This is a genomic window from Halomonas halmophila (assembly GCF_006540005.1).
Lineage (GTDB): Bacteria > Pseudomonadota > Gammaproteobacteria > Pseudomonadales > Halomonadaceae > Halomonas > Halomonas halmophila.
The window spans coordinates 78,180-93,682 of record NZ_BJOC01000018.1 but is presented as its reverse complement, the minus strand read 5'-3'; the positions used below and the strand labels follow the sequence as shown (position 1 = coordinate 93,682).

The following is a 15,503-nucleotide window of genomic DNA, read 5'->3' as shown; positions in this document are numbered from 1 at the left end:
AGGCACTTTTCGATAGTTACCTGCGGGACAACACATGCTGGAACTGGCCGACAAATGGATCTGGGATAGCTGGTACGTCGAGGATCAGTTCCTCTGGCATGCGTTCTTCCTGCAGGCGGACCGCGCGCTGGGCGATCCGGAACAGCGCCACTGGCACGTCAGCCACGGCCACGCCACCAGCACGGACCTCGTCCACTGGAGCTATCAGGGCACGGTGCTGAAGCCCTCGCCCATGCCGGCCTTCGACGACTGCACAGTGTGGACGGGCTCGGTCGTCAAGGGCGATGACGACCTCTGGCACCTCTTCTATACCGGCACCAGTCACGCCGAGGCCGGGCTTCATCAGCGTATCGGCCATGCCACCAGCACGGATCTGCAAGACTGGCACAAGCAGGGCCTGGCCCTGGAGCGCCGCGGCCCCAATGCCGAGTGCTACGAGCCGCACCTGCCCGAGCGCTGGAAGGACGAGTCGCTGCGCGACCCCTGGGTCATTCGCGACCCGGAGGGTGACGGCTGGCTGATGTTCTTCACGGCGCGCTCGCCGATTCCCGACGACACCCTGGCCGCCGGCGCCATCGGCCTGGCGCGCTCCCCCGACCTGTATCACTGGTCTCTCGAGCCGCCGGTCTTTGTCGGCGGCTTCGGCGAAATCGAGGTCCCCACGGTATTCGAGAAGAATGGCCGCTGGTATTGCCTGTTCTGCACCAGCGCTCCCTACTGGTCGGCGGCCTACCGCGAGACCTACCCGGGCGAGCCGGTCTCCGGCATTCACTACCTGATGGCCGACCACCCGCTCGGCCCCTGGCGCATCGCCGAAGGCCATTTCCTCGACGGCACCCCGCACTGCGACCGCTATGCCCCGCGCTGGCTCCACGCCAACGGCCGGGACTGGCTGATGAGCTGCCTGATGCAGCAAAACGGCGAGTTTCAGGGCGTGCTCACCGACCCGGTGGAGCTCCAGGCAGGCCCCGACGGCAGGCTCGAGCTGCGGGCCTTCACACGATAAGCGCGACCTCGCGCCGCTAAACCGGAAGAAGCAGCACCGCTTCGCAAGCGGCGGCCGAGGCATCCTTACCAGGCCAGGAGCCCGTCCGTGACCCAACCGGCCACCAGGGCACCAACAATCCCCAGCGACAGGTAGAGACCGAAGGCGATCGGGCGCATCAGGCTCCACACCGCGATGGCCGAATACAGGCTGATGGCCGCCCCTGAGATCAGGAAGGCCATGGCGGCGCCCGGGGTCAGCCCCATGTCGATCAAGCCACGCAACAGTGGCAGGGCGGCATAGCCCTCGATGTAGAGCGGCCCGCCGACCAGGACCGCCAACGGCACCGCCCAGAGGCTATCCACGGTCGACAGGACGGCATAGCCCGCCTCTCCGAAGGACGTGCGCACCAGGGCCTCGATCGTCAGGGCGAGCGTGAGCCAACGCAGCACCATGGTAAAGGTCGAAACGGCTTCGGTCAGGAAGCTCGAGCGCTGACGCGGGTCGCAGGAAGCAGCGTCAGTCACCATGACCTCGCGTCGCACCCAATGGCGCTCGGGATGCCGGAGCACCAACCCCTGGGTGACGGCCCCGGCCACCAGGCCGAGCATCAGCGCCGCCAGCAGTTTTCCGAGGGCGAACGGCCAGCCCAGGATGCCCGCCGTGAGTACCAGCATCCCCGGATCCGTGACCGGTGCCGACAACCAGAACGCCATGGCCGCCGCGATGGGGACACCCTGGCGCAGCAGGGCAGCGATCAACGGCACGCTGGCGATGCCACAGACAGGCGTGACCGACCCAATCAGGCTGGCCAGCACGATGGCCCGCCACGGGCGGCTATTCAGCGTATCGCGGCATCGATCCGCCAGCCGACTGCCGGCCAACCAACCAGACAGCAGTGCCACGAACACGATCAGCGGCAACAGCTTGATGAGCTCTGCCAGAACCGAGCGAATCAGGTCGCCGTTCGCCTCCGGCCACAGCGCGCTCCCCACCCAGAGGGCGACGGTAACCCCCCAGACCAGCGGTATTCTCCCCTTCATGTCCTGGCTCTCCGCGAAAGATTCGACATGACAAGGGTGTGGGCATGACTAGAATAAGGAAAACGAATTGTCCTTATGACGAGAATCAGGCTTCTTGATATGACTAGCTTGCGAGGTGAATGGCTGGCCGCCTTCGTTGCGGTCGTGGAGGCGCGCAGCTTCACGGATGCCGCCAAGCGCTTGTGCCGCACCCAGTCGGCAGTGAGCATGCAGATTGGGCAGCTCGAGTTGGCCACCGGGCAGAGCTTGCTGTTACGCCAACGCCACGGCGTGATTCCCTCCGCCGCCGGTGAACGGCTCCTGCCGCATGCCCGCCGCAGCATCCAGGCTCTCCACGACGCCGCCAGCCTGTTCGATGACGCTGAGGCGTCGGGCCCCTTGCGCGTGGGCATCCCGGAAGAATACGCCGGCACGGCATGGCCCAAGCTGTTGGGGAATTTCCAGCGCAGCCAGCCGAGGGTCGAGTTGAGTGTGACCTGTGCCAGCAGCGACCGCATCGAAGCGGCCATGGATCAGGGGACGCTGGACCTGGGAATCCTGGTGGCGGATGACGACCGACGCAGCGGCGAGACGCTGCTTCATGACCCCACCTGGTGGGTGATGGCAGAAACGCTGGAGCTACCGGAGTCCAGCCCGCTGCCCCTGGTACTGTTCGACCAGGCCTGCTGGTGGCGGCAGGCGGCACTGGATCGCGTCGGCAACAGCGGGCATGAGTGGCGCATTGCCTATACAAGCGACAGCATTGCCGGCGTCGCGGCAGCCATCCAGGCGGGGCTCGGCATCGGCGTGCTGGGGCGCAGCACGCTGCCCGCCGGGGTACAACCGGTGCCGACCGCGTTGGGTTTGCCGGACCTGCCGGGATCACGGCTGGTGCTGAGCGTGACTGCCCCAGACGCGCCGGGAGCCACCGCAATGATCAACCTCATCCGGCAGCATTTCTCCTTCACCAGTGCATCGCCCTCCGCTGACTCGGTCGCTCACTGAAAGGCCGAGACCGATAACGGCTCATTGACACCGCTTCTACACCGGCAGATGCAGGATGGCACCGCGCAGGGTCGCCGCCTCGGCCCACAGCTTGCCAACCGTCAACGGCAGGGAGAAGCGCCGACGGCCGGCGCCGCCGGAATTGAACAGCAGCCGGCCATCGCGCCATTCGTTGCGCGCCTTGTGGGAATGGCCGTGGAGCACCGCATTGCAGGCGGTGGCCGCATCGAAATCGGCGAGATCATGCACCAGATGCAGCCGCCAGCCGTTGACCGTCAGGTCGAGATGCCAGGGCAGACGCTCGGTCCAGCCCGCGGTATCGACATTGCCGCGCACCGTATACACCGGCGCCAGCTCGCCCAGCCGCGCGAGGATCGCCTCATCCCGATCGCGGCTGCCCACATCGCCCAGGTGTAGGATCAGCCCGCAGCCCTCCAGCATGATAAGCGCCTCGTCGCGCAGCGTGCCGTGAGTGTCGGCGATCACGCCGATGGGCGCGTCGAGATCCATGCAGTGTGGTTTCATACCGTTCCTCGCGAAGACAAGGCAGGATACCGGTGCAGCGAGTGCCTCACGTATTCTCCTGTCCTGCATACCACTCGGCGTAAGGGGTGTTTTCGATCTTGCATTGGGTGTAGTCCGGAGCGTCGTCCTGCCACCACACCGGCCCACGCTCACCCAGCGCGCGCTTGGCCTCATCGACCCGGGCACGAGCATCGCGTTCCGCCTGCGCATCCTTCGCGCGTTTCGCCTGCCCCACATCCCGGCGTGCCTGCATCAGCTGTTTTACCCAGTACTGGCGCTGGGCTTCAGGCAGGTCGGGGTTGGTGCATCGCCACAGGCGCCCACGCACCACGATATAGCGGCCGTCCGGGGTAGTAAGTGGCGTTGCTGTGCTCATTACTGCCTCATCACTCGCGTTGACCTTGGGTTCTTCATGATGCCGAAGCTAATGGGCACGGCAAGTCCGATGCTGATGGCCCGTGACCTGTAAGGTGTCATCGGTGACATCCTGGCTGTCGTGACGTGTCATGACATCGTATATACTTTTTCAGTACCAGTTATGGGAGAGTCACGATGAGCAAAGAGTCCGTGTTCACCATGAAGCTTGAGTCCGAGCTACGCGAAGCCTTCATGGCGGAAGCTGAAGCCGCCCACCGCCCAGCGTCTCAGGTTGTCCGCGAGCTGATGCGGGAATTCGTCGAGCGGCAGCGCGAAGCACGCGAATATGACGACTTTCTGCGCCGCAAGGTGGACAAGGCGCGGACCTCGATGCAGGCCGGCCAGGGCCGCTCTAATGAGGAAATGGAGGCCGAAGCTTCCGCTCGGCGAGCTGACCTGCTGCGTCGCGCTGATGAGTCCAATACATGAAAGTCGTCTGGACCCCGGAGGCCGAAGCTGACCGGTTCGACATTCTCGAGTACATAGCAGACGACAATCCCATTGCAGCCGTTCACATGGATCGCCTTTTCAGCGATGCCGCGGCGGCATTGGAGCATTTCCCCATGCAGGGGCGTCCTGGCACGATCCTCGGGACGAGGGAACTGATCCCGCATGAAAATTACCGTCTGGTCTACGAACTCGCCGACGACAGGGTCTGGGTGCTGGCTTTAATGCACACCGCTCGTCAGTGGCCCCCGGTGCCTCCTTCTCAGGAGTGACGGCCTGCCAACCGCAAGGGTTCAGACTTCACGAAGCACTCCTCCCGACACTTGCCCGAAGCCGGCTTCATGCCCCGGGCGTTTTCCGGCACCATGAGGGCACGTTGTCCGCTGCCAAGGAATCGCCATGTCCGCCTCCTCCGATGCATCCCTGCAACCCGGTTTCATGGTGGTGCACGGCAACCGCCTGGAGGACCTGCGCGATCTGGCGGTGACCTGGATGCGCCAGCACCCGCTCGACCCGCTGGAGGACGAGACCATCCTGGTGCAGAGCAACGGCATCAGCCAGTGGCTCAAGCTGGCCCTGGCCGCCGATGATCCCCGGGGCAGCGGCGTGGCGGCGGCGCTGGATGTCACCTTGCCGGCGCGCTTCCTGTGGCAGGCCTACCGCAGCGTGCTGGTGCATCGCGATGGCGAGGGTGCGGTGCCGGCGGAGTCGCCGCTGGACAAGCCGCGCCTGATCTGGCGCCTGATGCGCTTGCTGCCGGCGCTGCTCGACGACCCGCTGTTCGCGCCCCTGTCGCGCTTCCTGGCCGATGACGACGACCTGCGCAAGCGTCACCAGCTCGCCGAGCGACTGGCCGATCTGTTCGACCAGTATCAGGTCTATCGCGCCGACTGGTTAGCGGCCTGGGCCGAGGGCCGCGACGAGATCATCGACGCCCGTGGCCAGGCCCGCCCGCTGGACGACGACCAGCGCTGGCAGCCGGCCCTGTGGCGTTACCTGCGCGATGACATCGCCCATCACCTGGGCGACGCCGGCCTGGCCAGCAGCCGCGCCGTGGTGCATGGCCGCTTCCTGGAGGCCTGCCGCGAACTGGCCGAGAGCCCACAGTGGGGTGATAGAGAGGCGCGCCCTCCCGGCCTGCCGCGCCGCGTCATCGTCTTCGGCATTTCCTCGCTGCCGCGCCAGACGCTGGAAGCCCTGGCCGCCATCGCCCGGTTCAGCCAGGTGGTGCTCTGCGTGCACAACCCCTGCCGGCATTACTGGGCCGACATCATCGAGCACAAGGACCTGCTGCGCGCCGCCCGCAAGCGCCAGCAGCGGCGCCCCGGCATGCCCATCGAGCTCGACGACACCCAGCTTCACCTGCACGCCCAGCCGCTGCTCGCCGCCTGGGGCAAGCAGGGCCGCGACTACCTGCGCCTGCTCGACGAATTCGATGATCAGGAAAGCTATCGTGCCCGCTTCGAGGCCGAGGCACTGCGCATCGACCTGTTCGAGTCGCCGCTGGAACACGGCGCCCAGGCCGGCCTGCTCCAGCAACTACAGGACGACATTCTGGAGCTGCGACCACCCGCCGAGACCCGCGAGGCCTGGCCGGCGGTCGAGCCGCACCACGACACCAGCCTGCGCTTTCATGTCGCCCACAGCGCCCTGCGCGAGGTGGAGATCCTGCACGACCAGTTGCTCGCCGCCTTCGATGCCGACCCGAGCCTCAAGCCCCGCGACATCCTGGTCATGGTGCCGGACATCGACACCTACACCGCCGCCGTCCAGGCGGTGTTCGGCCGCCTCGCGCCGGACGACCCGCGGCACATCCCGTTCACCCTGTCCGACCAGACCAGCCGCCACCGCCAGCCGCTGCTGATCGCCCTGGAAGCCCTGCTGCAACTGCCCGAATCGCGCCTCAGCGTCGGTGAGCTGCTCGACCTGCTCGAAGTGCCCGCCCTGCGCCAGCGCTTCGGACTCGACGCCGAGGCCCTGCCGATCCTGCGCCGCTGGATCGAGGGCGCCGGCATCCGCTGGGGGCTCAGCGCCCGCCAGCGTGCCCGGCTCGACCTGCCCGAGGGCCTCACCGCCAACACCTGGGCCTTCGGCCTGCGCCGCCTGCTGCTCGGCTATGCGGTGGGCGACAGTACCGACGACGCAAGCGCCGACGGCCCCTGGCACGACATCGAGCCCTATGGTGATATCGGCGGTCTGGAAGCCGCCCTGGCCGGCCCGCTGGTCGATCTGCTCGACACCCTGGAAGCCCTCTGGCAGCGCCTCACCGAGCCCACCGACGTGGCCACCTGGTGTCAGCGCCTGCGCGAGCTGCTGGCCGACTGCTTCAGCGCCGCCGACGAGGCCGACCTCAACACCCTGACGCGCCTCGAGGAGATCCTCGACGAATGGCGCGACGCCACCGACGACGCCGACCTGCAGGAGGCCCTGCCGCTCTCGGTGGTGCGCGAACACTGGCTCGGCCAGATCGACGACAACAACCTCTCGCAACGCTTCCTGGCCGGCGCCGTGAACATCGCCACCCTGATGCCGATGCGCGCCATCCCGTTTCGCCACGTCTGCCTGCTGGGCATGAACGACGGCGACTACCCGCGCACCCAGCGGCCGCTGGACATCGACCTGATGGGCCACGACTACCGCCCCGGCGACCGCTCGCGGCGCGAGGACGACCGCTACCTCTTCCTCGAGGCACTGCTCTCGGCCCGCGACCGGCTGATGATCAGCTGGGTCGGCCGCAGCATCCACGACAACACCCCACGTCCGCCCTCGGTGCTGCTCGGCCAGCTGCGCGACCATATCGCCGCCGGCTGGCAGCTCGACGCCGCGCCGGCCGAGGCAGACCCCGGCCAGGCCCTGCTCGACGCCCTGACCATCGAGCACCCGCTGCAGCCCTTCAGCCGCGCCTATTTCACGGCCGCGTCGGATGCCGACAACGCCCTGTTCACCTACGCCCACGAATGGCGCGCGATTCATGCACCGCAGAGCACCAAAAGGAAGCACTCGATCACCACATCTACAAGCTGTGCGAGCGCAGCCAGCTTGCCGCCAATAGCACATCAAAATCCGCTCACCCTCGGCCAGCTCGGCGCCTTCCTCAAGGACCCCGTCAAGGCCTTCTTCAACACCCGGCTGGGCGTCCACCTGGAGCGAGAGAGCACCGAAAGCCCCGACCACGAGCCCTTCGAGCTGGACGGCCTGACCCACTGGCAGCTGCAGGATGAACTGATCCAGGCCGGGCGCCGCGCCGTGGAAGACCGCGAATCCCCCATGCCCGCTGTCGAGAGCACCCTGGCGCGCCTGGAACGCGAAGGCCGGCTGGCCATGGGCGGCTTCGCCCAGCGCATGCGCGACGACCTGGTCGAACCGCTGGACGAGCTGTTCAGCGAATACGCCGAACTGCTCGCCGCCTGGCCCCACCCCCGCGCCCTGCCGGCGCCCGTCTCGCTGGAGCTCGAGGCCGCGGGCGGCCCCCTCGCCGTGGAAGACTGGCTCGACGAACTGCGCGAGAACGACCAGGGCGACGTATGCCGCCTCAAGCTGATCACCAGCAGTCTGGTCAACAAGGGCAAGTACCACTGGAAACACTGGCTGACGCCCTGGGTCGAGCACCTGGCCGCCCAGATCGCCGTCGGCCCGGTCACCACCGAGCTGCGCTCGCGCGCCGGCGGCGGCACCCTCCACCCGCTCGACCCGGAACTGGCCCGCGCCCGCCTGACCGCCATCGCCTCGGCCTGGCAGGCCGGCATGACCGCCCCCCTGCCGCTGGCCCGCGACGCCGCCTTCACCTGGATCAAGGAAGGCGGCGACATCGCCCAACTGGATCGCTGCCTGGGCAGCCCGGAGCGCCAGGAGGACAACGACCTCAAGGCCTACCAGGCCGCCGCCAAGGTCTTCGAAGGCGACGACTACAACCCCGGCGAGCTCCAGCGCGACGCCTACCTGGCCCGCCAGTGGCGAAGCTTCGATGAACTCGCCCGCCAGCGCACCGCCGAGCGCCACTTCGGCGAACTGGCCGACGCCCTCTACGCGCCGCTGCACCACGCGGTCAAGCGCGACAAGGCAAGCTCAAAGGGCAACAAGACCACAGCGCAGGGGAAACAGCCATGAGCGAAGGAGAAGCCGCCTTGAGCGCAGGGGAAACCGCCATGAGCGAACAGGCCCCCACCCTGGACCCGATCCACCTGCCGCTGCCCGGCAGCCGGCTGATCGAAGCCAGCGCCGGCACCGGCAAGACCTTCACCATCGCCCTGCTCTACCTGCGCCTGGTGCTCGGCCCACGCGACGAACACGACAGCGACGCCTTCCCGCGGCCCCTCACGCCCCCGGAAATCCTCGTGGTGACCTTCACCAACGCCGCCACCCAGGAACTGCGCGAACGCATCCGCGCCCGGCTGGTGGAAGCCGCCGACGCCTTCCAACCCGACACCAGCACAGCGGCGACAGGCGGCGACGCTGACAGCGGATCAGGAGCAGGCGCACCGGGAACAGCCAGCGGACCCGCCGAAGGGGCGTCTGGAGCAGGCCTTGAAGGAGGTCCGATGCCAGGTATGGCATCGGTAGCGCCCAGGGATGGGTTTACAGCGCCTCCGGAAAGGCCTGCTCCAGAAGAAGCCCCGTCCCGGAACACAACCACCGACCTTTTTGCCGGTACGGCGGCGCCAGGCAGTTTAGACGAAGCGGCTGAATCAGGCGCGTCGGGGACAGGGACAAGCGGAGATCATTCAACAGGGATGTTGAATGTAGCGTCCACGGAAGGATTTACCGCGTCTCCGCTTGGACCTGGCGCCGACAAAGCGCCGCCCACAGAACAAGCCCCGCCCCGGAACCAAGCCGCCGACCCGCTACTCGCCCTCCGCGATAGCTACCCCAGAGAAAGCTGGCCGGCCTACGCCCGCCGCCTGCGCCTGGCCGCCGAATGGATGGACGAGGCCGCCGTCTCCACCATCCACGCCTGGTGCCACCGCATGCTGCGCGAACACGCCTTCGACAGCGGCAGCCTGTTCGCCCTGGCCATGGAACTCGACCAATCGGCCATGAACCTCGAGATCGCCCGCGACTACTGGCGCAGCTTCTACTACGCCCTGGAACCCGAGGAACTCGGCGTCATCACCCGCCACTGGAAATCCCCGGACGCCCTGAATCAGGCCGTGGACCAGCTACGCGTGCACGCCGACGCCCTGCCCGAGGCCCCGGAGCCCGCCACCACCCTGGCCAACGCCCGCCAGGAACGTGAACGCATCCTCGAAGAACTCAAGGCCCCCTGGCGCGAATGGATCGACGACCTGCAACAGCAGATCGAGGAAGCCGCCAGCCGCAAGGCCTTCGACGGCAAGAAGCTCAACGTCAAGAACCGCACCAACTGGTTCGACAAGCTGCGCAGCTGGGCCCACGACCCCGAGGCCATCCACCCCGGCCTCACCGACGCCGCCTGGCAGCGCCTCACCCCGGAAGGCATGGCCGAAATCTGGAAGGACGGCTCGCCCATCGCGCACCCCGCGCTGGAAGCCACCGAGCCCCTCAAGGCACGCCTCGACAGCCTGCCCGAGCCCTTCGCCGACCTGCTCAGCCATGCCGTGCACTGGATGGCCAAGCGGCGCAACATGGTCCAGCGCCGCCGCGCCGAGCTCGGCCCCGACGACCTGCTGCACCATCTGGACGCCGCCTTCCAGGGCGAAGCCGGCGAGACCCTGGCCACCCGCATCCGCCAGCAGTTCCCGGTGGCCCTGGTCGACGAATTCCAGGACACCGACCCGGTGCAGTACCGGCTCTTCGACCACGTCTACCAGCTCGCCGACAACCACCAGGACTGCGCCGTGCTGCTGATCGGCGACCCCAAGCAGGCCATCTACGCCTTTCGCGGCGCGGATATTCACACCTACCTCAAGGCCCGCCGCGACACCCAGGGCCGCCATGTCACCCTGGGCACCAACTTCCGCTCCGCCGCCGCCATGGTCGGCGCCGTCAATCGCGTCTTCGCCCACGCCGAAGCCAACCTCGCAAGCGGCGCCTTTTTGTTTCGCCAGGGCGAGGAGGATCCGGTTCCGTTTCAGTCCGTCGCCGCCAAGGGCCGCAAGGATGCACTGGTCCGCCAGGGCACACCCCAGCCGGCGCTCAGCCTGTGGCACCTGGAAGCCGAGGCCGGCATCGGCAAGGGCGCCTACATCAACGAGCTGGCCGAGCGCTGCGCCAGCGAGATGGCCAGGCTGTTGAACGAAGGCCAGGCCGGGCAGACCGGCTTCGCCCACCGCGAGGACGACAGCTTCCGCCCCCTGGCGCCCTCGGACCTCGCCGTGCTGGTCAACAGCGGCAGCGAGGCCCGCGCCATCCGCCGCGCCCTGCTGCAACGCGGCGTGCGCAGTGTCTACCTCTCCGACAAGGAAGGCGTCTACGAGACCGAGGCCGCCGCCGAGCTCGAGCTGTGGCTGGCCGCCTGCGCCGAACCCGACAACGCCCGCGCCCTGCGCGCCGCCTTGGCCAGCCCCAGCCTGGGGCTCACGCTGGCCGAACTCGACGCCCTCAACGGCGGCGACCAGCAGGACGAACTGGCCTGGGAAGCCCGCGTCATGCAGTTCCGCGACTACCACCGCCAATGGTGGCAGCGCGGCGTACTGCCCATGCTCCACCAGATGCTGGCCGACTTCGCCGTACCCGGCCGGCTGCTCACGGTGCCGGAGGGTGAACGTCGGCTCACCGACCTATTGCACCTCGGCGAGCTGCTGCAACAGGCCAGCACCGAACTCGACGGCGAGCACGCCCTGCTGCGCCACCTGCGCGAAGCCATCGGCCGCCCCCAGGAGCAGAGCGAAGCCCACAAGCTGCGCCTGGAGAGCGACGCCGACCTCGTGCAGGTGGTGACCATTCACAAGTCCAAGGGCCTCGAGTACCCGCTGGTCTTCCTGCCGTTCATCGCCGCCGCCCGCCAGACCAAAAAGGACGACCTGCCTCTGCGCTGGCACGACGACGAGGGCCGACTGCGCCTCTCCCTGGAAGCCGACGAGGCGATTCGCGAACGCGCCGACCACGAACGCCTCAGCGAGGACATGCGCAAGCTCTATGTCGCCCTGACCCGCGCCCGCCACGCCACCTGGCTAGGCCTGGCGCCGCTGGAGCAACTGGAGCACTCGGCCATCGGCCGGCTGATCGGCGGCGACGCGCCCCTGGACGGCCAGAGCCTGCGCCCGGCCCTCGAGCCCCTGGACGACACCCATCACCCGGACGGCTCGACCGACGACGGCGCGCGCATGATCAGCGTCTGCGAGGCCCCGGCGCGTGACGCCACCCCGGTGCCGAGCCGCGAGGACACCACCCCACTGGCCCCGGCCCGTAGCCCGAGCCGCAGGATTCGCGAACACTGGTGGATCGCCAGCTACTCGGCGCTCGGCTACTCGCAGCGCCAGGCCAGCGACACCGCCGATGAACCGAGCCTGCCCAGCGAGCCCACCACGCCCGGCGAGGAAAGCGCCCGGGAAGTGCATGACGAACCCCGCGACAGCGGCAGCCTGCCCCTCCACGGCGGGCCGGCCGGTGAAGGCGCCCTGCATGCCTTCCCCCGCGGGCCCTCGGCGGGTACCTTCCTCCACGGCCTGCTGGAGTGGGCCGGCGAACAGGGCTTCGCCCGAGTGGCCGAGGACGCCGACCTGCGCGACGAGACCATCGCCCGCCGCGCCAAGCGCCGCGGCTGGGAGCACCAGATTCCCGCGCTCAGAGCATGGCTGCCCGAGCTGCTCAGCGCCGAACTGCCCCTGCCGGGCGGTGACGCGGATGCCGGCGGCACCACGCCGCTGCGCCTCGACCGGCTCAGCCGCTACCGCGTGGAAATGGAGTTCTGGCTGGCGGTCCATCAGGTCGACACCCGCCAGCTGGATACCCTGGTCAGCCGTCACACCCTGGGCGGCCGCGCCCGACCGGCCCTCGACCCGGACCGGCTCAACGGCATGCTCAAGGGCTTCATCGACCTGGTGGCCGAGCATCAGGGGCGCTATTACGTGCTCGACTGGAAGTCCAACCACCTGGGCGCGGATGACGCCGCCTACGCCCCCGAGGCCATGACCGAGGCGGTGCTCGCCAAGCGCTACGACGTGCAGTACTGCCTCTACCTGCTGGCCCTGCACCGGCTGCTCAAGGCCCGCCAGCCGGGCTATGACATCGAGCGCCACCTGGGCGGAGCGCTCTACGTCTTCCTGCGCGGCAGTCGCTCGCCCTCGCGCGGCGTGCATGCCGAGTGCCCGCCCCGCGAGTTGATCGAAGGGCTCGATGCCCTGTTCCGTGCCGCCGAGGAGGCCGCCGCATGAGCCCAACGCATTCCCAACCGCCGCTCGACGCCGCGCCACAGGGCACGCTTGACCAAGCGCCCGAAAACGCGCTGGCCGAGCCCGCGGCGCTGTTCGCCCTGCTGGAACGCTGGGTGGCCCGCGGCTGGCTGCGCTCGCTGGACCGCGCCTTCGCCGACTTCTTGTATCGTGAGGTCGCCGACGCCTCGCCTCTGCTGCTGCTGGCCGCCGCCCTGGCCAGCCACCAGCTGGGCCGCGGCCACGTCTGCCTGGATCTCGCCCTGACCCTGGAAACGCCGGACCTGGCGCTCTCGCTGCCCCCCGAGGGCGACAGCCTGGAGGAGCCACCGCCGCTGCCCAGCCAGGTGATGGCCGGGCTCGAGATCGCCGACTGGTGCGCCGCGTTGCACCAGCCCGAACTGGTCGGCGACGGCCCCGGCGCCACGCCACTGGTGCTCGACGGCACGGCCGAACGCCCGCGCCTCTACCTGCGGCGTTACTGGCAACACGAGCAGGATATCCACAGCCGCATCGCCATGCGTCTGGCGGTTGATAACTCAGCGACCGAGCCCCCGGAAGCCGCACGCCTGCGCCCGCTGCTGGATACGCTCTTCGCGCCGCAGGACCAACACGACTGGCAGAAGACCGCCTGCGCCCTGGCGACCCGCTCGCCGTTTGCGGTGATCACCGGCGGCCCCGGCACCGGCAAGACCACCACCGTGGTGCGCCTGCTGGCCCTGCTGCAAGGCCTCACCCTGGGCCGCGGCGAACAGGCCCTGCGCATCCGCCTCGCCGCACCCACCGGCAAGGCCGCCGCCCGGCTCAATGAATCCATTGCCGGTCAGGTCGGCCGCCTGCCCTTCGAGCAACTGGCACAAGACACCGGCTCTCTCCAAACCATGCGCGTCACAAGCGAAGACGAGGCAAGGCGGGGTTCGACGAAAACGCGGAGTTTACAGGTAGTAAATGAGCAGTTTGAGGAGGACACCAACACCGCATCGTCGAGCGGCGTAGCGCATCTCGAAGCCAGCGTGCCCAAGGAAGTGGCGACACTCCACCGCCTGCTCGGCTCGCGTCCCGACACCCGGCGCTTCCGCCACGACCGCCACAACCCGCTGCCGCTGGACGTGCTGGTGGTCGATGAAGCCTCGATGGTCGATGTGGTGATGATGGCCGCCCTGCTCGAAGCCCTGCCGCCGCATGCGCGGCTGATTCTGCTCGGCGACAAGGACCAGCTCGCCTCGGTGGAAGCCGGCTCGATCCTCGGCGACCTGTGCGCCCGCGCCGAAGGCGGCCACTACACCTCGGCCACCGCCGACTGGCTGCATGAGGCCACCGGGCAGCGCCTGCCCGACGAGGTGCTCGATGCGCATGGCCAGCCGCTCGACCAGAGCATCGCCATGCTGCGCGTCAGCCATCGCTTCACCGCCGAGAGCGGCATCGGCCAGCTGGCCGCCGCCATCAACGCGCCGCTCGCCGAGAGTGAGGCCCGCGAGAAACGCACCGCCATCCGCCGCGTGCTGGACCACGGCTATGCCGACCTCTCGCACCTCAAGCTGAAAAGCGATGATACCCAGTGGCTGCCGCGCCTGGCCGTTACCGGCTACCCGCAAGGCTTCCCGCAGAAGGACCACAGCGAGACAAGCCAGGAATACGCCTCAGAACCTGCCCCACCCGTGGGCTATGCGCATTTCCTGACCGTCATGGCGCAGGAGCGCCCCGCCGATGACGGCCCCCAGGCCGCCTTCGACGACTGGGCACGCCGCGTGCTCAACGCCCACGGCCAGTTCCAGCTACTGTGCGCCCTGCGCCGCGGCCCCTGGGGCGTGGAAGGCCTGAACGAGCGCGTGCGCCAGGCACTGGAGCGCGAGAAGCTAATCGACAGCCAGGACGGCCGCCAACTCTGGTACCCCGGCCGCCCGGTACTGGTAACCAAAAACAACTACGGCCTCGGCCTGATGAACGGCGACATCGGCATCACCCTCGCCATGCCACGCCCCGACGCCAGCCCGGGTGGGCACAGCGGTCACCTGCTGCGCGTCGCCTTCCCCGCCGGCGACGGCAGCGAGCGCATCAAGTGGGTACTGCCCTCACGCCTGCAAGCCGTGGAAACCGTCTTCGCCATGACCGTGCACAAATCCCAGGGCTCGGAATTCACCCACGCCGCCCTGGTACTGCCCGACGCCCCCAACCCCATCCTCACCCGAGAACTGGTCTACACCGGCATCACCCGCGCCCGCCACTGGCTGACGCTGGCAGAGACCGGCCGAGGGCAGCTACTCGACGCCGCGCAGCGCCGAGTGATGCGAGTGAGTGGGTTGGGGGGTTGAGACTGCAGGGATGGAGTCCTCTATAACGCCAAGTAACATAGCGCTCGTAGGTGATGGAGACGCCAGGCTGGACCATTGTTAGCTATTGGTGGAGGATATATCCCTAATTCCCACCCTGTTTCCATCTGGATCTCGGATATTGATTGTTGATCCCCAAGCGTATTCCTCAATGCAAGCATCGCTAAAATACTCCCGAACCTTTCCCAAGGCAGCAGGCAAGTCACTAACATTAAATCGTAATTTAGTAGAGTTTTGAGATACCGGCTTTTCCGAGTTACTGGCAACGCCACCTGTTTCGATAAGCAAATATGCATCACCAATCCCTAAACTGGTCAGCCTAAAATCGCCATCCACTTTGGTATGCAAAACAGGCAGTCCAAACAAGTCCTTATAAAACGACACGCACTCATCGTATTTTTCCACATTCAGGATTATTCCGTACTTTTCAATTTCCATATCTACCCCATTTTATAAAAAGACGAGACACTAAAAGCTCAGATAA

The 15,503-nt window shown here is 67.6% G+C and carries 11 protein-coding genes; 7 read left to right on the top strand and 4 right to left on the bottom strand.

What is annotated here, in order from left to right; all coding sequences use genetic code 11:
• Nucleotides 1-34: 34 nt before the first annotated feature.
• Entirely contained in the window at nt 35-1,006 is a 972-nt protein-coding gene (locus HHA01_RS06590; RefSeq protein ID WP_141318943.1) for a glycoside hydrolase family protein, read from the top strand.
• 65 nt (nt 1,007-1,071) lie between these two features.
• Here the strand turns inward: HHA01_RS06590 and HHA01_RS06585 are convergent, their stop codons facing one another.
• Nucleotides 1,072-2,028, bottom strand: a complete 957-nt coding sequence (locus HHA01_RS06585; RefSeq protein WP_141318941.1) for a permease — start codon at nt 2,026-2,028, stop codon at nt 1,072-1,074.
• A gap of 99 nt (nt 2,029-2,127) precedes the next feature.
• Between HHA01_RS06585 and HHA01_RS06580 the strand changes: the two genes are divergently transcribed.
• Complete coding sequence (locus tag HHA01_RS06580) at nt 2,128-3,012, top strand: LysR family transcriptional regulator (RefSeq protein WP_170214841.1); 885 nt, start codon at nt 2,128-2,130, stop codon at nt 3,010-3,012.
• A gap of 36 nt (nt 3,013-3,048) precedes the next feature.
• Here the strand turns inward: HHA01_RS06580 and HHA01_RS06575 are convergent, their stop codons facing one another.
• Together HHA01_RS06575 and HHA01_RS06570 are read right to left on the bottom strand one after the other, a co-directional pair.
• A complete protein-coding gene (locus HHA01_RS06575; RefSeq protein ID WP_141318937.1) occupies nt 3,049-3,537 on the bottom strand; it encodes a metallophosphoesterase family protein in 489 nt (162 codons plus the stop codon).
• A 46-nt stretch (nt 3,538-3,583) separates the two neighbouring features.
• Nucleotides 3,584-3,913 carry a hypothetical protein gene (locus HHA01_RS06570; protein WP_141318935.1) on the bottom strand — a complete coding sequence of 110 codons (330 nt, stop codon included), beginning with the start codon at nt 3,911-3,913 and terminating at the stop codon, nt 3,584-3,586.
• A gap of 176 nt (nt 3,914-4,089) precedes the next feature.
• Here HHA01_RS06570 and HHA01_RS06565 point away from each other — a divergent pair, with 176 nt between their 5' ends.
• From HHA01_RS06565 to recD, 5 genes are all read left to right on the top strand, one after another.
• Nucleotides 4,090-4,383 (top strand): antitoxin of toxin-antitoxin stability system, encoded by a 294-nt coding sequence (locus HHA01_RS06565; protein WP_141318933.1) that lies wholly within the window; start codon nt 4,090-4,092, stop codon nt 4,381-4,383.
• Entirely contained in the window at nt 4,380-4,673 is a 294-nt protein-coding gene (locus tag HHA01_RS06560; RefSeq protein ID WP_141318931.1) for a type II toxin-antitoxin system RelE/ParE family toxin, read from the top strand. Before HHA01_RS06565 ends, HHA01_RS06560 begins: the two co-directional genes overlap by 4 nt.
• Nucleotides 4,674-4,800: 127 nt before the next feature.
• Complete coding sequence (gene recC, locus HHA01_RS06555) at nt 4,801-8,508, top strand: exodeoxyribonuclease V subunit gamma (RefSeq protein ID WP_141318929.1); 3,708 nt, start codon at nt 4,801-4,803, stop codon at nt 8,506-8,508.
• Nucleotides 8,509-8,546: 38 nt separating this feature from the next.
• The gene (recB, locus tag HHA01_RS06545) at nt 8,547-12,692 is read left to right on the top strand and encodes an exodeoxyribonuclease V subunit beta (RefSeq protein WP_373862939.1); all 4,146 of its coding nucleotides are present in this window, start codon (nt 8,547-8,549) and stop codon (nt 12,690-12,692) included.
• Nucleotides 12,689-15,001: an exodeoxyribonuclease V subunit alpha gene (gene recD / locus HHA01_RS06540; protein WP_141318927.1), complete on the top strand. Its 2,313-nt coding sequence runs from the start codon at nt 12,689-12,691 to the stop codon at nt 14,999-15,001. Before recB ends, recD begins: the two co-directional genes overlap by 4 nt.
• Nucleotides 15,002-15,079: 78 nt before the next feature.
• Here the strand turns inward: recD and HHA01_RS06535 are convergent, their stop codons facing one another.
• A complete protein-coding gene (locus HHA01_RS06535; protein ID WP_141318925.1) occupies nt 15,080-15,457 on the bottom strand; it encodes a VOC family protein in 378 nt (125 codons plus the stop codon).
• Nucleotides 15,458-15,503: the final 46 nt, after the last annotated feature.